The sequence below is a fragment of the Streptomyces sp. NPDC056452 genome (assembly GCF_042796085.1).
Classification (GTDB): domain Bacteria; phylum Actinomycetota; class Actinomycetes; order Streptomycetales; family Streptomycetaceae; genus Streptomyces.
In genome coordinates, this window is the sequence record NZ_JBHTRI010000006.1 from 118224 (window position 1) to 139986 (window position 21763).

Consider the following 21763-nt stretch of genomic DNA (forward strand, 5'->3'; position numbering starts at 1 on the left):
CCCACCTTTCCAAGGGGACCCGCACGTGACGGACCATCCGCTTCCCTTCCGCGACCCGCAGCTGACCTTCGCCCAGCGCACCGCCGATCTCCTCGGGCGGCTCACGCTCGACGAGCGGATCGCGATGCTGCACCAGTTCGCACCCGCGGTGGAGCGGCTGGGCCTCGGGCCGTTCCGTACCGGACAGGAGGCCCTGCACGGAGTCGCCTGGATGGGCCCCGCCACGGTCTTCCCGCAGGCCGTCGGGCTCGGCGCGACCTGGAACGACGAACTGGTCCGGCGGGTCGGCGAGGCCGTCGGCAACGAGGTGCGGGCCAAGCGCGCCGAGGACAACCGGGTGGGGCTCAACGTCTGGGCCCCGACAGTGAATCTGCTGCGCCACCCGCTGTGGGGCCGGGGCGAGGAGGGGTACTCCGAGGACCCGGCGCTCACCTCCGCGATCGCCGTCGCCTACACCCGGGGGCTGCGGGGCGACGACCCCCTCTACTGGCGCACGGCCCCGGTCCTGAAGCACTGGCTCGCGCACAACAACGAGACCGACCGTGACACCGCCTCGTCCTCGGTGCGCCCGCGCGTCCTGCACGAATACGATCTGCGTGCCTTCCGCGGCGCGGTCCAGGCAGGTGCGGTGGCCGGTGTCATGCCCGCCTACAACCTGGTCAACGGCCGCCCCAACCACGTCTCCCCGCTCCTCTCGCAGGAGCTGCGCAGCTGGACCGAACAGCCGCTCGTCGTCTGCTCGGACGCGGGGGCGCCCTCCAACCTGGTCGACTCCGAGCACTACTTCGACACCCATGAGGAAGCCACTGCCGCCTCCCTGAAGGCCGGTGTCGACAGCTTCACCGACCACGGCCAGGACTCCGCCGTCATGACCGGACGCATCCGCGACGCGCTCGCCAAGGGCCTGCTCGACGAGGAGGACATCGACAACGCGGTCCGCAGGATCCTCGAACTGCGCTTCAGGCTCGGTGAGTTCGACCCCGAGCTCGACCCGTACGCGGCCGCCGCCGACTTCGACACGGCCGGGCACCGGGCCCTCGCGCTGGAGGCCGCGGAGCAGTCCGTCGTGCTGCTCCGGAACGACGGACTGCTGCCGCTCGAGCCGCGTGACGGCCGGACCGTCGCCGTCGTCGGGCTGCTCGCCGACGCCTGCAAGCTCGACTGGTACAGCGGCACACTCATGCACCGCTCGACCCCGCTCGACGGACTGCGTGAGCGGTACGGCGCCGAGAACGTCCTCTTCGCCGAAGGCGTGGACCGTGTCCGGCTGAAGTGCGCCGAGGGCTGGCTGAGGGTGCCCGAGGCCGGAGCGGCGACCGACGGCGAGGCCCGTGGCGCCGAGGGCGCCCTCGACCCCGCGCTCCTCGCCGGCCGCACCGATCTGCCGCCGCTGACCTGCGGCGGGACGGCCACCGAGCTCGCCCTCGTCGACTGGGGCGAGGGCGTCCTCACCTTCCGCACCGACGAAGGCCTGTATCTCTCCGTCGCCGACGACGGCTACGTACGGGCGTCCGCGGACGAGCCGGGCGGCTGGGTCGTCCAGGAGACGTTCCGCCTGGAAGCGGTGGAGGGACACGACGGCGGACACCGCCTTCTGCACATCGGGACGGGTGGGTACGTCACTGTCGCCGCCGACGGCGCAAAGGTTGCCGAGTCCGGCGAAAAGATTCCCGCGGCCCGCGCCACGGTCTTCGAGACCGAGACCGTCGAACGCGGTGAGGACGCCGTGGCCCGGGTCGCGGCGGCCGCCGACACGGTCGTCGTCGTCGCGGGGAACGACCCCCACATCAACGGCCGCGAGACCGAGGACCGTACGACACTCGCCCTCCCCGCCCAGCAGGACCGGCTGTGGCGCACCGCGCACGCCGCCAACCCGCGCACCGTCCTCGTCCTCACCTCCGCCTACCCGTACGCGGTCACCGACGCGGCGGCAGAGCTGCCCGCCCTGCTCTGGACCGCCCACGGCGGCCAGGCCGCGGGCACCGCTCTCGCCCGGACCCTCGCCGGCGACGTGTCCCCGGCCGGGCGGCTTCCGCAGACCTGGTACGCCTGCGACGGCGATCTCCCCGATCTGCTCGACTACGACATCATCGGCTCGCGGCAGACGTACCTCTACTTCGAGGGCACCCCGCTCTACCCGTTCGGACACGGGCTCGCCTACACCGACTTCACCTACTCCGCACTGAGGACGGTGCTGGAGGAAGGCGGCCTGCGGGTCTCGCTGACCGTCACCAACGACGGCGCCGTCGCCGCCGACGAGGTCCCCCAGATCTATGTCCGGGCGGCGGACTCCTCGGCGGACCTGCCGCTGCGCCGACTGGTGGGCCACCGCCGGGTGCACCTCGCGGCGGGTGCCGACGAACGCGTCGAGTTCCTCGTGCCCGTCGAGGAGCTGGGCCACTGGAGCGTGGCGCACGGCCGCTGGACCGTCGAGCCGGGCGCGTACGAGATCCTGGCCGGGGCCTCCAGCACCGACATCCGGCTCACCGCCACCGCGGTCGTCGACGGTGAGGGGTCCGGCCCGCGCCCCGTCGTGGAACGCGGGCTGGAGGCCGCCGACTACGACGAGCAGCAGGGTACGGAGATCCTCGACCGTACGAAGACGGCGGGCGACACCGTTGCGGCCGTCGAAGCCGTCGGCCAACTCCTCTTCCGGGAATGCGACTTCGGCGACGGCGTCCGGGGGATCACCGCGTCCGCCTCGGGCGCCGGATCCGTCACGGTGTCGGTGGACGGGCGGACCGCGGAGATCGTGGTCCCCGCCACCACGGGACCGTACGACTACCGCACCGTCGAGGCCGCGCTCGACGCCCGTGGGGTGCACGACGTGCGCGTCACCCTGCAGGGGTCCGTACGCCTCGCCGGACTCGGGTTCACCGCGTGACGACCGTGCCGCACGCCCCCGCCCCCCGACCGTTTCCCTGTGCCCCCGGCAAGGAGTCCTCATGAAGTTCACCGACGGCTTCTGGCTCATGCGTGAAGGCGTCCGCGCCTCCTACGCGACCGAGATCCGCGATCTGCGCGTCGAGCCCGACCGTTTCACCGCGTACGCCGCGGTCAAGCGGGTGGCCGCACGCGGCGACACGCTCAACACCCCTCTGATCACCGTCGACTGCTTCTCCCCGGCCGAGGGCGTCATCGGCGTACGCGTCACGCACCACGCCGGAAAGGCCCGGAAGGGGCCCGACTTCGCCCTCCTGGGCGGCGACAGCACCGCACCCGGCGCCCGTACCCGCAGGGACGGCGCGGTCACCGAACTCACCAGCGGACCCCTGACGTTGCGCATGGACGGCGACGGCCCCTGGGGCATGACCTTCCTCGACGCCGAAGGGCGGCGCCTCACCGGTGTCGATCCCAAGGGCACGGCGTTCGCCACGACACCCGACGGCGCCCACCACATGGTCACCCAACTGGCCCTGAGCGTCGGCGAGAACGTCTACGGGCTCGGTGAGCGCTTCACGCCGTACGTGAAGAACGGCCAGACCGTCGACATCTGGCAGGCCGACGGCGGCACCAGCAGCGACCTGGCGTACAAGAACATCCCGTTCTACCTCTCCTCGCGCGGCTACGGCGTCTTCGTCAACCACCCCGGCAAGGTCTCCTTCGAGATCGGCTCGGAGTCGGTCGGCCAGGTGCAGTTCAGCGTCGAGGACCAGTCGCTGGAGTACTACATCGTCGCCGGCCCGACCCCGAAGGAGGTCCTGGCCCGCTACACGGCCCTGACCGGCCGGCCCGCGCTGCCGCCCGCCTGGTCGTTCGGTCTCTGGCTCACGACCTCGTTCTGCACCTCGTACGACGAGGAGACCGTCACCTCGTTCGTCGACGGGATGGCCGAGCGGGACATCCCGCTCAGCGTCTTCCACTTCGACTGCTTCTGGATGCGCGAGTACCAGTGGTCGGACTTCCTGTGGGACCCCGAGGTCTTCCCCGACCCGGAGGGCATGCTGGCCCGGCTCAAGGAGCGCGGGCTGCGGATCAGCATGTGGATCAACCCGTACATCGCGCAGAAGTCCGTGCTCTTCGCGGAGGCCGCCGAACTCGGGTACCTGGTGCGGCGGCCCAACGGCGACATCTGGCAGTGGGACCTGTGGCAGCCCGGCATGGCGCTGGTCGACTTCACCGACCCGGCAGCCCGCGAGTGGTACAACAGCAAGCTGCGCGCGCTGCTCGACCAGGGTGTCGACTGCTTCAAGACGGACTTCGGCGAGCGCATACCGACCGATGTCGTCTGGCACGACGGCTCCGACCCCGAGCGGATGCACAACTACTACGCGCAGCTCTACAACCGGACCGTCTTCGAGCTCCTGGAGAAGGAGCGCGGAACGGGCGAGGCGGTGCTCTTCGCCCGCTCCGCGACGGCCGGTGGACAGCAGTTCCCTGTCCACTGGGGCGGCGACTGCTTCGCCTCGTTCACCGCGATGGCCGAGTCGCTGCGCGGCGGTCTGTCGCTGAGCCTGTCCGGCTTCGGCTTCTGGAGCCACGACATCGGCGGCTTCGAGGGCACCCCCGACCCGGCCGTGTTCAAACGCTGGCTCGCCTTCGGCCTGTTGTCCTCGCACAGCCGGCTGCACGGCAACGTCTCCTACCGGGTGCCGTGGGCGTTCGGCGAGGAAGCGGTCGACGTGACACGGAAGTTCACCCTGCTCAAGCACCGCCTGATGCCCTACCTGTACGGGGTGGCGGCCGAGGCCCACCGCACGGGCGTCCCGATGATGCGCCCCATGCTGGTCGAGTTCCCCGGCGACCCGGCCTCCCGCACTCTGGACCGGCAGTACATGCTCGGCCCGGACCTCCTGGTCGCGCCCGTCTTCACCGAGGACGGGGAGGCCGAGTACTACGTCCCCGAGGGCACCTGGACGTCGCTGCTCACCGGCGAACGGATCACCGGTCCCGCCTGGCGCCACGAGACCCACGGCTTCGACAGCCTGCCCCTGCTGGTCAGGGACGGGGCGGTGCTCCCGTGGGGCGCCGACGACCAGCGCCCGGACAGCGACTGGCTGGACGGCCTCACCCTGCGGGTGTTCGGTTCCGGTGACGGTGAGCGGACGGTCACCGTGCCGGACCTGACCGGTGCCCGCGCGGCGGCGTTCCGCGTGGTACGGGACGCCTCGGGCGTGCACGTCGTGGCGGAGGGCACCGACCGTCCGTACCGCGTCACCGTGGAGGAGTCCGGAGCGACGGGGGAGGGGACGGGGAGCGTGACAGTCCTCTGATCCGCCGCCCGCCCGCCCGTACGACGGCCCGCCGTCGGCCCCAGCCAGGGGCCGACGGCGGGCTTTTCCGTGTTACCAGGGGTACGGCAGTGAGTCATGTCACCCAGAGTGAATTTCTCGGCATACATTCCGCCGGGCCGGACAGGTGTCCAGGCCGCTGGTGCGCCCTCATCCCGGTGCACCCGCGCGGAACAGTGCTCGGCCGGACCGGTGCGGAGCGATTCAGGCACGGAAGGCAGATCACTACATGTCGGCTCACCCCTCGTCGGCTCATCCCGCGACGGTGCTGGACACCATCCACATCGACGGCGCCTGGCAGGCCGCGGCGTCGGGCGCGACGCGCGAGATCCTCGACCCTGCCGACGCCACCGTCCTGGCCCTCGTCGCCGAGGGCGGCCCCGACGACACCGACGCGGCCGTCGCCGCCGCCCGCCGCGCCTTCGACGACGGCCCCTGGCCGCACAGGCCGGTCGCCGAGCGCGCCGGGCTGCTGCGCCGGGTCGCCGACCTACTCCAGCGGGACCGCGAGGAGATCGCGATCACCGAGAGCCGCGACACCGGCAAGACCCTGGAGGAGGGGCGCGTCGACGTCGACGACGTGACCAACGCCTTCCGCTACTTCGCCGACCTCGTGATGAACGAGAGCGGCGGCCGGGTCGTCGACGCGGGCGACCCCGATGTGCACAGCGTCGTGGTCCACGAGCCCGTCGGTGTCTGCGCCCTGATCGCCCCGTGGAACTACCCGCTGCTCCAGGCCAGCTGGAAGATCGCCCCGGCGCTCGCCGCCGGCAACACCTTCGTGCTCAAGCCCAGCGAGGTCACACCGCTCTCGACCGTCCACCTCGTCCGGCTGCTCTCCGAGGCCGGTCTGCCGGACGGCGCGGCCAACCTCGTGACCGGCGCGGGCGACCCCGTCGGTGCCCGGCTCTCCGAGCACCCGGACGTGGACCTCGTCTCCTTCACGGGCGGCCTCGCCAGCGGTACGAAGGTCGCCCGGGCCGCCGCGCCCACGGTCAAGAAGGTCGCCCTGGAACTCGGCGGCAAGAACCCCAACGTCGTCTTCGCCGACGCGTGCGCCACCGACGAGGACTTCGACACCGCCGTCGACCAGGCACTGAACGCGGCGTTCTTCCACAGCGGCCAGGTCTGCTCCGCCGGGAGCCGGCTCATCATCCAGGAGTCCGTCTCCGAACGCTTCGTCACCGAGCTCGCGCGCCGCGCCGACGCGATCCGGCTCGGCCGAGGCACCGTGGACGGCGTCGAATGCGGCCCGCTCGTCTCCGCCCAGCAGCTCGCCAAGGTCGAGGCGTTCGTGGCCTCCGCCCGCGCGGAGGGCGCGATCGTGCGCTCGGGCGGCGCCCGCCCCGAACCCTCGGACGTACGGCCCGCGAGCGGGTACTTCTACCGTCCGACCGTCCTGGACGCCTGCCACCGGGAGATGCGGGTGGTCCGCGAGGAGACCTTCGGGCCGATCCTGACCGTCGAGACCTTCCGCACCGAGGAAGAGGCCGTCCGGCTCGCCAACGACACGGACTACGGGCTCGCGGGCGCCGTCTGGACCACCGACGCGGGACGCGCCCGACGCGTCGCGGGACGGCTGCGGCACGGCACCGTCTGGATCAACGACTACCACCCGTACCTCCCGCAGGCGGAGTGGGGCGGCTTCGGCAAGTCCGGTACGGGCCGTGAGCTCGGGCCCACCGGGCTCGCCGAGTACCGCGAGGCCAAGCACATCTACCAGAACCTCAACCCGCGGCCGCAGCGCTGGTTCGCGGGCTGAGCCGGTCGCCGTCCCCCGACGTATCCCCGGCTGTTCGCAGCACCACGCACACGCAAGCACCTTGCAGAAGGAGCAGTGACCGATGGCCCCGTCCTCCCGCACCGGACGCCCCGAACCTGTCGACTACGTGATCGTCGGCGGCGGCACCGCCGGCTCGGTGATCGCCTCCCGCCTCACCGAGGACCCCGACGTCACCGTCACGGTCATCGAGGGCGGCCCCACCGACATCGACCGCGACGACGTCCTCACCCTGCGCCGCTGGCTCGGACTCCTCGGCGGCGACCTCGACTACGACTACCCCACGACCGAACAGCCGCGCGGCAACTCCCACATCCGGCACAGCCGGGCCCGGGTCCTCGGCGGCTGCTCCTCGCACAACACGCTGATCAGCTTCAAGCCGCTGCCCGGCGACTGGGACGAGTGGGCCGAGGCGGGCGCCGAGGGCTGGGACGCGGCGTCCATGGACCCGTACTTCGCCCGGCTGCGCAACAACATCGTGCCGGTCGACGAGAAGGACAGGAACGCCATCGCCCGCGACTTCGTCGACGCGGCGCAGGCGGCGGCCGGGGTCCCGCGCGTCGACAGCTTCAACAAGAAGCCCTTCCACGAGGGTGCCGGCTTCTTCGACCTCGCCTACCACCCGGAGAACAACAAGCGGTCGTCGGCGTCCGTCGCCTACCTGCACCCGCACATCGAGGCCGGCGACCGCCCCAACCTCGAGATCCTGCTGGAGACCTGGGCGTACCGGCTGGAGTTCGATGGCAACCGCGCCACCGGCGTGCACGTGCGCACCGGGGACGGCGAGGAGGTGCTGCTGCGCGCGGCCCGTGAAGTCATCGTCTGCGCGGGCGCGGTGGACACCCCGCGGCTGCTCATGCACTCCGGCGTCGGACCTGCGAAGGACCTGAAGGACCTGGGCATCCCCGTCGTCCACGACCTCCCGGGCGTCGGCGAGAACCTGCTCGACCACCCGGAGTCGGTCATCGTCTGGGAGACCGACGGGCCCATCCCGGAGAACTCCGCCATGGACTCGGACGCGGGCCTCTTCGTCCGCAGGGATCCCGAATCCCGTGGCCCCGACCTGATGTTCCACTTCTACCAGATCCCCTTCACCGACAACCCGGAGCGCCTCGGCTACGAGAAGCCCGCGCACGGGGTGTCGATGACCCCGAACATCCCCAAGCCGCGCAGCCGCGGCCGGCTCTACCTCACGAGCGCCGACCCCGAGGTCAAACCCGCCCTGGACTTCCGCTACTTCACGGACGAGGACGACTACGACGGCCGCACGCTGGTCGACGGGATCAAGCTCGCCCGCGAGATCGCGAAGACCGAACCGCTGGCCCACTGGCTCACGCGCGAGGTGTGCCCGGGCCCCGAGGTGACCTCCGACGAGGACATCAGTGAGTACGCCCGCAAGGTCGCGCACACCGTCTACCACCCGGCCGGAACCTGCCGGATGGGCGCCCAGGAGGACGCCGCCGCGGTGGTCGACCCCCAGCTGCGCATCCGCGGCCTGCAGGGCATCCGTATCGCGGACGCGTCCGTCTTCCCGACCATGCCCGCCGTGAACCCCATGATCGGCGTGCTCATGGTGGGCGAGAAATGCGCCGAACTGCTCTCAGCAGCCCCGACCGCCGGAGGCGATGTCCGATGACCGAAACCAGTACCCCTGTGTTCAGCGTCCGCGACCTCTGGAAGGTCTTCGGCCCCAAGGCCGACCGCATCCCGGGCAGTGAGTACGCGGATCTGCCCGCCGCCGAACTGCGGGCACGCACCGGCTGCACCGCAGCCGTACGCAACGTCTCCTTCGACGTCAAGAAGGGTGAGGTCTTCGTCGTCATGGGCCTGTCGGGATCCGGCAAGTCCACCCTCGTCCGCTGTCTCACCCGGCTGATCGAGCCCACCAGCGGCACCGTCGCCATCGACGGCGAGGACGTCCTGGCCATGGACCGCACCCGGCTGCGCGAACTGCGCCGCCACCGTGCCGCGATGGTCTTCCAGCACTTCGGACTGCTGCCGCACCGCACCGTCCTGGACAACGTCGCCTACGGCCTGGAGATCCAGGGCCTCGGCAAGGCCGAACGCCGCGCCAAGGCGGCCGAACTGGTGGACAAGGTCGGCCTCACCGGTCTGGAGAGCCGCCGCCCGGCCCAGCTCTCCGGTGGCCAGCAGCAGCGCGTCGGGCTGGCCCGCGCACTCGCCGTCGACCCGTCCGTCCTCCTGTTCGACGAACCGTTCAGCGCACTCGACCCGCTGATCCGCAGGGAGATGCAGGACGAAGTCGTCCGGCTGCACAAGGACGAGGGCCGCACCATGGTCTTCATCACCCACGACCTCAGCGAGGCACTGCGCCTGGGCACCCGCATCGCCCTGATGCGCGACGGCGGCATCGTGCAGCTCGGCACCCCCGAGGAGATCGTCGGGTCGCCCGCCGACGACTACGTGCGCGAGTTCGTACGCGACGTACCGCGCGAACAGGTCCTCACCGTCTCCACCGCCATGCGGCCCCCCGCCGCCGGAGAGAGCGAACACGGCCCGGCACTGCGCCCCGAGGCCACCGTCTTCGAGGCCATAGAGGCGGTCGCCCGCTCCGGCGACCGGACAGCCCGGGTCATGGACGACGGCAGGCTGGTCGGCATCGTCGACCACGCCTGCCTGCTCGACGTGGTCGCGGGCACGGGGGCCCACGAGGTGAGCGTCTGATGGCAACCGCCCAGGCCGCCACCACGGCCGCAGCAGCCCCTCCGGGCAGCGGACCCCTCGCCGCCCTGCGCGGCCGCCCCGCACTCGGCAAGCTCCTGATCCTGCTGGCGGTCGCGGCAGTCGCCGTCCCGCTGCTCCACGCGCAGTGGGGCGGGGGCGTCTGGCCCGCCGCCCTGACCGTCGACCTGACCGAGCCGCTCGGCAAGGTCAACGACTGGATCATCGCCAACCGCGACAGCCACCCACTGTTCCTCTACTTCTTCGGCCACATCAGCAACGCCGTCGTCCTGTCCGTGCGCGGCGTCTACCTGGTGCTGCTCGCGCTCGGCTGGGCCGGTGTCACCGCCCTCGCCGCGGTCGTCGCCTGGCGGGTGGCCGGACCGCGGCTCGCGCTGACCGCCGCCCTCTGCTTCGGCGTCTGCGGACTGCTGGGCATGTGGGTGCCGACCATGCAGACGCTCGCGCTCATGATCGTCGCCGTGCTCGCCTCCGTGGTGCTCGGCATGCTCCTCGGGCTCGCCGCCGGACTGTCGGACCGCACGTTCCGGGTCCTGCGGCCCGTCCTGGACACCATGCAGGTGCTGCCCGCCTTCGCGTACCTGCTGCCCGTCGTCCTGGTCTTCGGCATCGGAGTGCCCGGCGCGGTGCTCGCGACCGTCGTCTACGCGGCTCCGCCGATGGCACGGCTCACGGCGCTCGGTCTGCGCGGCGCCGACTCCGGCGTCATGGAGGCCGTGGCCTCGCTGGGCGCGACCGGCAGGCAGCGACTGCTGACGGCGCGGCTGCCGCTGGCCCGCAAGGAACTGCTCCTCGGCCTCAACCAGACGATCATGATGGCCCTGTCGATGGCCGTCATCGCCTCCATCATCGGCGCCGGCGGTCTCGGCGACCGCGTCTACCAGGCGCTGTCCTCCGTCGACGTCGGTGCCGCGCTCGCCGCGGGCATCCCGATCGTGCTGCTGGCCGTCGTCCTGGACCGTACGACCGAGGCCGCCGGCCGGAGGATCGGCGCGGAACCCACCGGGCCCGTCGCCCTGCGCGGGCTGCGCGGCTGGGGACTCGCCGCGGTGATCGCCGCGGCCGTCGCCGTCGTCGGACGGTTCACCGGCGGCCGTATCTGGCCCGAGAGCGGGATCGTGGCCATCGCGGGCCCCGTCAACACCGCCAAGGACTGGATGGTCGACCACCTGTACACCGGTGTCCCCGTCATCGGCGGCACCGCCGACTGGGCCGCCCACTTCACCAGCTGGATCCTCAACCCGCTGCGCAGCGGACTGCAGGGCATGCCCTGGTGGTCGGTCCTGCTCGTCGTCGCCGCGCTCGCCTGGACCATCGGCACCTGGCGCACGGCGCTGACGGCCGTGCTGGCCATGGCGGCCATCGGGGTCCTCGGTGTCTGGGGGCCGTCGATGGACACGCTCAGCCAGGTCCTCGCCGCCGTCGCGGTCACCCTGGTCCTCGGCTTCGCCATCGCGATCGGCGCCGCACGCAGCCAACGCCTCGAACGGCTGCTGCGCCCCGTCCTGGACGTCTTCCAGACCATGCCGCAGTTCGTCTACCTCATCCCGGTCGTCGCCCTCTTCGGCGTCGGCCGCGCCCCCGCCGCCGCGGCAGCCGTCGTCTACGCCCTGCCCGCCGTCGTCCGCATCACCACGCAGGGGCTGCGGGGCGTCGACCCCGCCGCGATGGAGTGCGCCCGCTCGCTCGGCGCCACCCCCGGACAGCAACTGCGCCAGGTGCAGCTGCCGCTGGCCAGGCCCGCGCTGCTGCTCGCCGTCAACCAGGGCGTCGTCCTGGTCCTCGCGGTGGTCATCATCGGCGGTCTCGTCGGTTCCGGAGCACTCGGCTACGACGTCGTGTTCGGCCTCGCCCAGGGCGACCTGGCCACCGGCCTCGTCGCCGGTGCGGCCATCGTCTGCCTCGGGCTGATGCTCGACCGGGTCACCCAGCCCACCACCCGACGCCGCCGGAAGGAGAGCTGACATGGCTCGCACCCGTACCCGCGCACACCTGCGCACGTCCGCGACCGTCGCCTCGGCCGCAGCCCTGCTGGCCGTCACCGGCTGCGGAGCGGCGGACATGACCAAGCAGGCGTCCCCGTTCGCCGCCCCCGCCGACATCAAGACCGTCACGCTCTCCGTGCAGTCCTGGGTCGGCGCCCAGGCCAACGTGGCCGTCGCCCAGAAGCTCCTGGAGGACGAACTGGGCTACCGCGTCGACCTCGTCCAGACCGACGAGGTCCCCGCCTGGGACGCCCTCAGCCAGGGGCGTGTGGACGCCATCCTGGAGGACTGGGGCCACCCCGACCAGGAGAAGCTGTACATCCAGGACAAGAAGACCATCGTCCCCGGGGGCGACCTCGGCGTCACGGGTCACATCGGCTGGTACGTCCCCAAGTACTGGGCGGACGAGCACCCCGACGTCACCGAGTGGAAGAACCTCGACAAGTACGCCGACGAACTGCGCACCCCGGAGAGCGGTGACAAGGGCCAGCTGATGGACGGTTCGCCGTCCTACGTCACCAACGACAAGGCGCTGGTGAAGAACCTCGGCCTGGACTACAAGGTCGTCTTCGCCGGCTCCGAGGCCGCGCAGATCACCCAGATCCAGCAGTTCGCCAAGGAGAAGAAGCCCTTCCTCAGCTACTGGTACCAGCCGCAGTGGCTGTTCAACGAGGTGCCGATGGTCGAGGTGAAGCTCCCCGAGTACACCGACGCGTGCGGGGCCAAGGACCCGGCCGACATCGACTGCGCCTACCCGCAGACCCCGTTGCAGAAGTACCTCAACGCGGACTTCTCCAAGCGGGGCGGCGAGGCCGCGGCCTTCCTGAAGAAGTTCAACTGGTCGGAGAAGGACCAGAACAAGGTGTCCGAAATGATCGCCTCCGAACGGCTGGCGCCCGGCGAGGCAGCCGAGCGCTGGATCAAGGAGAACCCCGGCACCTGGAAGAAGTGGCTGGACCGGTGACGCCGCGCGGCCACCGGACCCCCGGTGGCCGCTGCTGCGATCATGGTGAGGACAGCAGAGGGCGCGACCGAGGGGGACGGGTTGATTTCCGAGCCGGAGATGGTGGGGGAGTTCGGTGCGGGCGAAACCCCTGAGGTGATGGGCGACTTCGACCGGGTGTCCGACAGCCCGCGGCGGAGGCCGTGGCTGTGGGCACTCGGCGGGGCGGCCATGGCGTCGGCTCTCTGGGCGGCGGCGCTGTTCTCCTACGGGGTGGGGGACCGGTCACCGGACCTGCACGGGTACCAGCTGGACCGCGATCCCTGCCCCTCGCTCCGGCTGAAGTCGACCGGCACGGCGATCGCACCGAGGGAAGCCGCGAACGCGACCGAGTCGGAGCTGTCGAAGCATGAGGCACTCGACCAGGTCACGTGCTTCATCCAGCTGAGGTCCCGGTCCGGGGAGGACCAGCCCGCGAGCGGCTGGTCCTTCGAGTACACCGTCGGGATAACCGTGGAACTGCACAAGAAGACCGACCCCGGCGCCGAGTTCGAAGCACGGCTGAGGACGGCCGGTCCCTGGATCGACCGTGAGGCGAAGCTGGAGAGCGTTCCGGACCTCGGCGGAACGGCGTATCTGAGGACCTCGGACGACGGTTACACCGACCTGTGGGTGCTCGAAGGCGGTGCGGTCCTCTCCCTGAGCCTCTCCGCGTCCCCGGAGTACTGGAGTGAGGACCAGGGGGAGATGGCCGGCGGGGACGAGAGCGGTGAGGAGCCGGACACCCCTGACCTGTCCCCTCACCACGCGGCCATGATCAGCGACATGCGCGACCTCATGTCCGGCCTCAAGAAGTGAACTCGGACCCTACGTCCCCCCGTACCTGAAACGCCTCCGGCCGGACGCCGGTCAGCCGGCCACGGGCCGGGCCGCCTCCTCGCTGCCCGGGCGCTCGAACTGGGTGCGGTACAGCTCCTCGTACCGTCCCCCGATGGCCAGCAGCTCCTCGTGCGTACCCCGTTCGGCGACCCGGCCCTCCTCGATGACCAGGATCAGGTCGGCGGCCCGCACCGTGGAGAGCCGGTGGGCGATCACCAGCGCGGTGCGGCCCTCCAGGGCTTCGGCCAGGGCCTCCTGGACGGCCGCCTCCGAGGTGGAGTCCAGGTGCGCGGTCGCCTCGTCGAGGATGACGACCCGCTGACGGGCCAGCAGCAGCCGGGCGATGGTGAGCCGTTGCCGCTCGCCGCCGGAGAGCCGGTAACCACGCTCGCCGACCACCGTGTCCAGGCCCTCGGGCAGGGATGCCACGAGGCCGTCCAGACGGGACCGGCGCAGTGCGTCCCAGATGTCCTCCTCCGTGGCCTCCGGACGGGCCAGGAGCAGATTGGCGCGCACCGACTCGTGGAAGAGGTGCCCGTCCTGGGTGACCATGCCGAGGGTCTCGCGGATGGAGTCGGCGGTCAGATCGCGCACGTCGACGCCGTTCAGCCGTACGGAGCCCGCATCGGCGTCGTACAGCCGCGGCAGCAGCTGCGCGATCGTCGACTTGCCCGCGCCGGACGAACCGACGAGCGCGACCATCCGTCCGGGCCGGGCGGTGAAGGAGACGTCGTGCAGTACCTGCGTACCGCCCCGTGAGTCGAGCGTGGCGACCTCCTCCAGCGAGGCGAGGGAGACCTTGTCGGCCGACGGATAGCCGAAGGACACTCCGTCGAACTCCACGGACACCGGCCCGTCCGGCACCCGGCGGGCATCCGGCTTCTCGGCGATGAGCGGCTTCAGGTCGAGGATCTCGAAGACCCGCTCGAAACTGACCAGGGCGCTCATCACCTCGACGCGGGCACCGGCCAGTGCCGTCAGCGGGGCGTAGAGGCGGGTGAGCAGCAGGGCGAGTGCGACGACCGCCCCGGGCTCGAGGCTGCCGCGCAGCGCGTAGTGGCCGCCGAGTCCGTAGACCAGCGCGAGGGCCAGGGCTGACACCAGGGTGAGCGCCGTGATGAACGTGGACTGGAGCATGGCCGTACGGATGCCGATGTCGCGGACCCGGCCCGCGCGGGCGGCGAATGCCGTGGACTCGTCCGCGGGGCGGCCGAAGAGCTTGACGAGGGTCGCGCCCGGCGCCGAGAAGCGCTCGGTCATCTGCGTGCCCATGGTGGCGTTGTGGCCGGCGGCCTCCCGCTGCAGCGCCGCCATCCGGGAACCCATCCGGCGGGCAGGGACGACGAACACCGGCAGCAGGACCAGGGCGAGCAGGGTGATCTGCCAGGAGATCGTGAGCATCACGGCCAGGGTCAGCAGCAGGGTGACGGAATTGGAGACCACACCGGAGAGGGTGCTGCTGAAGGCCCGCTGGGCGCCGATCACATCGTTGTTGAGCCGGCTGACCAGCGCACCGGTCCGGGTCCGGGTGAAGAAGGCGACCGGCATCCGCTGCACATGGTCGAACACGGCGGTACGCAGATCGAGGATCAGCCCCTCGCCGAGCGTGGCGGACAGCCACCGGGTGAGGAGGCCGAGCCCGGCCTCGGAAACGGCGATCAGAGCGATGAGCAGGGCGAGCCGCGTGACCGTCCCGGTGTCCCGGCCCTGCACGATCGCGTCGACGACGCGTCCGGCGAGCACGGGCGTGGCCACCGCGAGCAGCGCGGTGGCCACACTGAGGAGCAGGAAGCGCTGGATCCGCCCCCGGTGCGGCCGGGCGAACGCCGCGATGCGGCGCAGCGTCGCCCGGGAGAAGGGCCTGCGGTCCTGTTGCGCGTTCATCGTGCTGTGCAGCGATGTCCACGCCGTGACTTCCATGTCCATGCGAGTGCCTCCGGAGTCGGGTCCTACGCATGGAACGCTATGACCTCAAGTTAGCTTCAGGTCAACCCTGAGGGGCTCGGCGCGCCCGCACGGTCGCCATGACCTCCCGGTCCGGCTGCAGCGTCAGTGTCGGCATGGGGTTGATCACGCCCGGGTCCACCTCCAGTTCGAAACGGCGCGCCAGGACGGCGAGGACCAGAACCGCCTCGACCATCGCGAAGCGTGTACCGAGGCAGACCCGGGGGCCGCCGCCGAACGGATACCAGGCGTACTCATGGATCTCGTCCCCGTGCTCCGGGTCCCAGCGCTCCGGACGGAACACCTCCGGCCGGGGGAACCAGCGCTCGTCCCGGTGCGTGGCCCACTGGCTGCTCCACACGCGGGTGCCTTCCGGCATCGGAACGCCGCCGATCCGAGCCCCTTCCTTCGCGACGCCGGTGACGAGCCAGATCGTGGGGTACAGCCGCAGGGTCTCCTTCACCACCGCCTGGGCGTAGGTCAGTTGCGCGTAGTCGTCGATGCCGGGCTCCCGGTCGCCCAGCACCCGGTCCAGCTCCTCGGTGAGCGCCGCCCGTGCCTCGGGGTTGCGGGACAGCAGGTACCAGGCCCACACGAGCGTCGAACTGGTCGTCTCGTGCCCTCCGATGTACAGGGTGACCGTCTCGTCGCGTATCTCCTCGTCGGTGAGGTGCGCGCCGGTCTCGTCGACCGCGGTGAGCAGCCGGCTCAGCAGGTCGGGGCGCTCACCGTCCCCGTCGCGGTGGCGGGCCACCACCCGGCCGACCTCGGCGTCGATCACCGCGGCGGCCTTCTTGATCCTGGCCCGGCCGGGCGTCGGCACCCAGTCGGGCAGGATCGCGCCGAGGCCGCTGAACTCCTTGCCGATCTCCTGCTGGGCGATGTCCATCGCCCGGCCCATCGACTCCGCGTCCGCCGGGGTGTCCACCCCGAAGATGGTGCGGACCGCGATCTTCTGGGTCAGGGCCGCCATCTCCCTCTTGATGTCGATGCGTTCGCCCCCGGACCAGGTGTCCGCGAGGTCCACCGTGCAGCCCGTCATCGTCGACGCGTACGACTTCACCTGCTTGGGCCGCACCGACGGCTGCACCAGCGATCGCTTGCGCCGCCAGTCCGGACCGCGCGCGACGACCACGCCGTTGCCCATCACCGTGCGGAACGCGATCCCCAGCAGCGGCTGGTCGAAGGTGCGTTCCGTCTCGGTGAGCAGCTCGCCGATGCAGTCGGGGTCGGAGATGAACACGCACTTGTTGCGGCCGAAGCGCCAGCTCACCATGGACCCGTACCCGCGCAGCCGCTCGAAGAAGGCGAGCGGGTCCTTCCCGAACTGCGGCAGACTCCCCAGGAGGGGCAGTCCCTTCGGACCCGGTACGAGCGTATGGCCGCGCGGCTCGGCATCGACAGCCGCACCGGTTTCCGTGGACATGAGGGACTCCCGTCATCTGCCGTGTGGAGTACGTGAGTTGCTGAGGTTATCCCCCAGCCTGACAGGTGTTCGAACGTGACGGTCCTATGCCGGCCGCTTCGGCTGGAGCCCCGCGTACACCCCGCCCCCGACCACCAGCTCCTCGTGCGTACCCACCTCGGCTATGCGGCCCCGGTCCATCGCCACGATCCGGTCCGCCGCCCGGATCGTGGAGAGCCGGTGCGCCACCACGAACACCGTGCGGCCGTGCACCAGCCGGGCCAGCGCCTCCTGGACCAGCGCCTCCGACCGGGTGTCCAGGGCGGACGTCGCCTCGTCCAGAATCAGCACCCGCGGATCGCGGATCAGGGCCCGGGCAATGGCGAGACGCTGCTTCTGCCCGCCGGAGAGCCGTGCGCCGCGCTCACCCACGACCGTGTGGATGCCGTCGGGCAGTGCGTCGACGAACTCCAGCGCGTTGGCGTCCGCGAGCGCACGGCGGACCGCCCGCTCGTCCGTATCGCCCATGCCGTAGGTGACGTTGTCCCTGATGGTGCCCTCGAACAGGATCGACTCCTGCGGGACCACGGACAGGAACTGCCGGTAACTGCGCAGATCGAGCGTCGCCATGTCCGTGCCGTCGAGCAGGATCCGCCCCGATGTCGGCCGGATGAAGCCGATGAGGAGGTTCAGCACGGTCGACTTGCCCGCGCCCGAGGCTCCCACCAGCGCCACCGTCTCACCGGGGCGGGCGGACAGGGTGAAGTCCTCCACCGCGATGCCGCCCGAACCCTCGTACGCGAATCCGACCTGCTCGAAGTCGATGCGGCCTTCGACCCGCCCCACCAGGTCCTTGCCCGCGTTGTTCTCGAGGTCGGGTGCCTGGAGCACCTCGCCGGCCGAACGCACGGACTCCAGGCCCTTGCTGATGACCGGGGCCAGGCTCAGCAGCGTCGACATCGATCCGGTGAGGGTGGTGAAGAAGGCGCTCAGCATGACGACATCGCCCGCGGTGATCGGCAGCCAGCCGTGGTACGCGACGAGGGCCGAGCCCGCGAGACAGGCCACACCCAGGGAGTTCAGGAGGATCCAGGCGAGCGCGCCGAAGCGGCCGTTGAGCAGATCGAGGCGCAGACCCGCGAGCAGCACCTGGCGCAGCGAGCCGTCGACACGGCCCAGCGCCGCGTGCTCCAGGCCGTGGGCCCGGGTGATGGGGATCAGGCTCGTCATCTCGCTGACCCGCGCCGAGAGCTGCTCGACCTCCTGCCGGAACGACTCGTTGTGACTGCGCAGCCTGGACCGCAGTTTCATGACCAGGAGGGCGGCGAGCGGGACGACCACCAGGAACACCGGAAGGAAGGACGGGACCCGCATGGCGATGACGACGAGACCACCGGTCAGCGTGACGATGCCCGCCAGCCCCATGTCGGCGGACTGCTGGACCATCTGCTCGATGGTCTCCACGTCCCGCACCACCTTGGCCTGCAGGACCCCGGCGCTCGTCCTGGAGTGGTAGCCGATGGACAGCTGCTGCATCCGGCGGCAGAGCGCGTCGCGCAGCGAGGTGCCCATGCGCCGCACACTCCCGTTCAGGCAGCGCACGTACAGCAGGTGCAACGGGTAGTTGAGCACGAGGACGAAGAGCAGGGCGCCCGCGTTCGCCCACAGCTCTTGCTCCGGGCGGTGCTGGACGACGACGTCGATGATGTTCGCGGTGATCAGCGGAAGCAGCCAGATGGGGCTGTGCTTGACGATGAAGGCCGCGACACCGAGAGCGAGCCGGCGCCGGTCGGGGCGCAGGAGGTAGCCCAGGGTGCGGATGGGGTGTTCGCCCCGGTAGCGGTGGTCGAGGGCGGAGAGCTGCCGTGGCAGAGAAAGCGGTTGCTGCATACGATCAGCCAAACCCGGTCCGTCTCCCCGTGCAAGACCGTTTCGCATCATGGCGCACCGGGGCCGAAGAGCCGGCCGTGTCCGTTCGTCCGAGGAGCCGTCGATGCCCACCACCGGCCCGCCGGGCGTCCTGCTGTACACGCGCACCACCGACTACCGGCACGCATCGATCCCCGACGGCATCGCCGCGTTCCGGGAGCTGGGTGCGGAGCACGGGTTCGCCGTCGACGCGACGGAGAGCCCGGAGGTGTTCGAGAACGGCCTCGCGGCGTACGGGGCCGTGGTGTTCCTCTCCACCAGCGGCGACGTCCTCACCCCCGGGGGCCGCGAGGGGCTGCGGGCCCACTGCGCGGCGGGCGGCGGCTTCATGGGCGTGCACGCCGCGGCCTGCACCGAGTACGGCTGGCCGTTCTACGGCGAGCTCCTCGGCGCCCGCTTCGCACGCCATCCCGCGCTCCAGCCGGGCACCGTCCTCGTGGCGGACCGGGACCACCCGGCGACCCGGCACCTCGGGCCCCGCTGGGACTTCACCGACGAGTGGTACGACTTCCGGACGGTCCCGCGCGACACCGTGCGGGTGCTGGCCTCCGCCGACGAGTCCTCGTACGACGGAGGGGGCATGGGCACGGACCACCCGCTCGTCTGGACCCATGAGTACGGCGGCGCCAGGGTCTTCTACACCGCTCTCGGGCACACACGCGAGGCGTACCGCGACGCTGCGTTCCGGGCCCATCTCCTCGGCGGACTGCGCCAGGTGATGCCCGGACACGCCGGAGGGCCGCCGGCCGGGTCCTGGAGCCCGGGCCGGCAGCCCTCCGGTTGCGGAACGTGTCAGACGCCCGGGGGAACCCGGGACGGACGGCCGCCGCCGCGGGTCAGGCGGTAGCCGAACACGGCTGCCAGCGCCGCGAGTACGCCTCCGCCCACCGTCCACAGCCAGCGGTCGGTCCACCAGCCTGAGGTCCAGCCGTCCTCGGGCTCGCTGCCGAGCGAGACCCGGGGCTTGTCCGTGCCGTCGCCCGTGTCGGCGGCCTGTTCGACCGAGGACGCGCCCGGCACGAGAGGTTCGGCGAGTTCGCCGCCCACGTCGTGGGCACCGCCGCTGTCGACGGAGGTCACCTCGGTCTCGGCGTGGACCGGCAGGCCCAGGTCCTCCTCGGCCGCACCGACGACCGTCAGGCGCACGTAGTAGCTGCCGGGCAGCGGGTCGTCCGCCCACGGCTCGGACCAGGCCCGCACCGTACGCAGCACACAGGACAGCTCGACGGATTCCGCGTCCGCCTCCGCCTTCCTGGTCTGGTGGCCGTACATGCAGGCCTGGCGGCGGCGCAGCCCGTCGTACACATCGACCTGCCAGGTCGACGCACCGTGCCTGGCCGCGCTCTCGGGCAAGGTGACCTTCGCCCGGACGGTGGGGCGTTGACCGGTGTCGGCGGGGAACACCCAGTACAGGTAGTCGCCCGTGGAGGCGTCCGCGGTGGCGGTCATGTCCTGCTGGATCGCGGTGGCGGTACGGAACGTGGTGCCCGCCTCGGTAGGTCCGGCCCTGCCGTCCTCGGCGGGGCTCGCGCTCGCCGACGGGTCGTCGGCGACAGCACCGCCCGCCGAGGTGAACAGGGTGACTCCGGCGAGCAGCGCGACCGTGCAGGCGCGCATCACGGTGTTCCTGCGGGTGGTACGCATCAGTTGGTCCTCCATACGGCGACGCGCCAGCGTGAGATCCAGCCGGTCAGCAGGCCGGCGACCAGCCCGGTCAGGACCAGGACGCCCAGCAGCCACCAGCCACGGCCGAGTCCGAACGCGGCGGCGTCGGCGGCGTCGTCGGGCGCGGCCACCAGGTCGATGGTCAGCTCGACGGGCATGCCGGGGGTGGTCTTCACGGACGCGGGGGCCGAGAAGGAGTTACTGAGCTGGAGGCAGACGGTCTCGGCGGCGGGCTTCATGTCGCTGTCCGTGCCGTCCTGTTCGGCCTTCGGGTAGCGCAGGCCGGAAGAGATCACATCCGTACGCCCAGTGCCGGACTCCGCGCCCCGGACGATCTCGCGCCCGTGCACGGTCACCGCCCGCAGCAGCACGCCGTAGTCGTTGTTGACGGCACGGTCCGCGGCCACGCTCACCGAGGCACGCAGCTCCTCACCGGGCAGCACATCCACCCGGTACCAGCGGTGCTTGCCGAACTCCTGGCGGTCGGTGTACAGACCGGCCTTCAGCTGAGGGGCCGCGGAGCAGCTGCCCGCGCCCTCGGTCGCCACCGGGGTGACGACGGGCTCGGCGGCCCGGTCCACCAGCTGTTTGACGCGGCCGGAGAGTTCTTCGGTGTGCTGGACGGCTGTGTAGGTTCCGCCGGTGGCCTCGGCGATGCAGGTCAGCTGCTGCCTGATCTTGGCGTTGGGCACCAGGCCCAGCGTGTCGATGACCAGGTGGATTCCACGGGCCGCGATGTCGCGCGCGACCTCGCACGGGTCGAGCGGGCCGCAGGTGTCCTCGCCGTCGGTGATCAGGACGATCCGCCGGGTGGAGTCGCCGCCTTCGAGGTCGTCGGCCGCGCCGAGGAGGGCGGGGCCGATCGGGGTCCAGCCGGTCGGCGCCAGTGTGGCGACCGCGGCCTTGGCCTCGGTGCGGTCCAGGGGCCCGACCGGGTAGAGCTGCTTGGTGTCCTTGCAGCCGGTCTTCCGGTCGTCGCCCGGGTAGTCGGCGCCGAGCGTCCGGATGCCGAGCTGGACCTCCTCGGGGACCGCGTCGAGCACGTCGTTGAACGCCTGCTTGGCGGCGGATATCCGGGACTGGCCGTCAATGTCGCGGGCACGCATGGAACCGCTGACGTCAAGGACCAGTTCGACCTTGGGCGATGCGGGGGAGGAGGGTTCGTCGGCGGCGGCCGGGAGCGCGGTGCCGAGCCCGGCGGCCAGGGTGGCGAGCAGCACGCACACCCCGGCCGTCAGCCGTTTTCTTGTGATCATCGCCGGATCCTATTGAAGATCCGCAGTCATCCCCAAAAGCAGT

General features: G+C 71.2%; 14 protein-coding genes. 9 read left to right on the forward strand and 5 right to left on the reverse strand.

The window, feature by feature from the left end:
• Nucleotides 1-25: 25 nt before the first annotated feature.
• The 8 genes from ACFQ6X_RS08270 (at nt 26) to ACFQ6X_RS08305 (ending at nt 13500) form a co-directional block, all read left to right on the forward strand.
• Nucleotides 26-2884, forward strand: a complete 2859-nt coding sequence (locus tag ACFQ6X_RS08270) for a glycoside hydrolase family 3 C-terminal domain-containing protein (protein ID WP_383177754.1) — start codon at nt 26-28, stop codon at nt 2882-2884.
• Between the two features lie 61 nt (nt 2885-2945).
• Nucleotides 2946-5213: an alpha-xylosidase gene (gene yicI / locus ACFQ6X_RS08275; protein WP_383177757.1), complete on the forward strand. Its 2268-nt coding sequence runs from the start codon at nt 2946-2948 to the stop codon at nt 5211-5213.
• Between the two features lie 247 nt (nt 5214-5460).
• Nucleotides 5461-6993 (forward strand): aldehyde dehydrogenase family protein, encoded by a 1533-nt coding sequence (locus tag ACFQ6X_RS08280; protein ID WP_383177760.1) that lies wholly within the window; start codon nt 5461-5463, stop codon nt 6991-6993.
• A gap of 82 nt (nt 6994-7075) precedes the next feature.
• The gene (locus tag ACFQ6X_RS08285) at nt 7076-8647 is read left to right on the forward strand and encodes a GMC family oxidoreductase (protein WP_383177763.1); all 1572 of its coding nucleotides are present in this window, start codon (nt 7076-7078) and stop codon (nt 8645-8647) included.
• On the forward strand, nt 8644-9696 hold the full coding sequence (locus ACFQ6X_RS08290) for a glycine betaine/L-proline ABC transporter ATP-binding protein (RefSeq protein WP_383177766.1): 1053 nt from the start codon (nt 8644-8646) through the stop codon (nt 9694-9696). The genes ACFQ6X_RS08285 and ACFQ6X_RS08290 overlap by 4 nt, the downstream gene beginning before the upstream one ends.
• Nucleotides 9696-11678, forward strand: a complete 1983-nt coding sequence (locus tag ACFQ6X_RS08295; protein WP_383177769.1) for an ABC transporter permease — start codon at nt 9696-9698, stop codon at nt 11676-11678. Before ACFQ6X_RS08290 ends, ACFQ6X_RS08295 begins: the two co-directional genes overlap by 1 nt.
• 1 nt (nt 11679) lies before the next feature.
• A complete protein-coding gene (locus tag ACFQ6X_RS08300; protein WP_383177772.1) occupies nt 11680-12663 on the forward strand; it encodes an ABC transporter substrate-binding protein in 984 nt (327 codons plus the stop codon).
• 42 nt (nt 12664-12705) lie between these two features.
• Complete coding sequence (locus tag ACFQ6X_RS08305) at nt 12706-13500, forward strand: hypothetical protein (protein WP_383177775.1); 795 nt, start codon at nt 12706-12708, stop codon at nt 13498-13500.
• A 51-nt stretch (nt 13501-13551) separates the two neighbouring features.
• Here ACFQ6X_RS08305 and ACFQ6X_RS08310 read toward each other — a convergent pair whose 3' ends face one another.
• From ACFQ6X_RS08310 to ACFQ6X_RS08320, 3 genes are all read right to left on the reverse strand, one after another.
• Entirely contained in the window at nt 13552-15447 is a 1896-nt protein-coding gene (locus tag ACFQ6X_RS08310) for an ABC transporter ATP-binding protein (protein WP_383177778.1), read from the reverse strand.
• A gap of 61 nt (nt 15448-15508) precedes the next feature.
• Nucleotides 15509-16891, reverse strand: a complete 1383-nt coding sequence (locus tag ACFQ6X_RS08315; protein WP_383177781.1) for a cytochrome P450 — start codon at nt 16889-16891, stop codon at nt 15509-15511.
• A gap of 84 nt (nt 16892-16975) precedes the next feature.
• On the reverse strand, nt 16976-18760 hold the full coding sequence (locus ACFQ6X_RS08320) for an ABC transporter ATP-binding protein (protein ID WP_383177785.1): 1785 nt from the start codon (nt 18758-18760) through the stop codon (nt 16976-16978).
• Nucleotides 18761-18863: 103 nt separating this feature from the next.
• On the opposite strand from ACFQ6X_RS08320, the gene ACFQ6X_RS08325 reads away from it, so the two are divergent.
• A complete protein-coding gene (locus ACFQ6X_RS08325) occupies nt 18864-19646 on the forward strand; it encodes a ThuA domain-containing protein (RefSeq protein WP_383177788.1) in 783 nt (260 codons plus the stop codon).
• On the opposite strand, the gene ACFQ6X_RS08330 is transcribed toward ACFQ6X_RS08325, so the two are convergent.
• Nucleotides 19592-20443, reverse strand: a complete 852-nt coding sequence (locus tag ACFQ6X_RS08330; protein WP_383177791.1) for a hypothetical protein — start codon at nt 20441-20443, stop codon at nt 19592-19594. The two genes, ACFQ6X_RS08325 and ACFQ6X_RS08330, sit on opposite strands and share 55 nt — an antisense overlap.
• Nucleotides 20443-21720 (reverse strand): VWA domain-containing protein, encoded by a 1278-nt coding sequence (locus tag ACFQ6X_RS08335; protein WP_383177794.1) that lies wholly within the window; start codon nt 21718-21720, stop codon nt 20443-20445. The genes ACFQ6X_RS08330 and ACFQ6X_RS08335 overlap by 1 nt, the downstream gene beginning before the upstream one ends.
• Between the last annotated feature and the right edge of the window lie 43 nt (nt 21721-21763).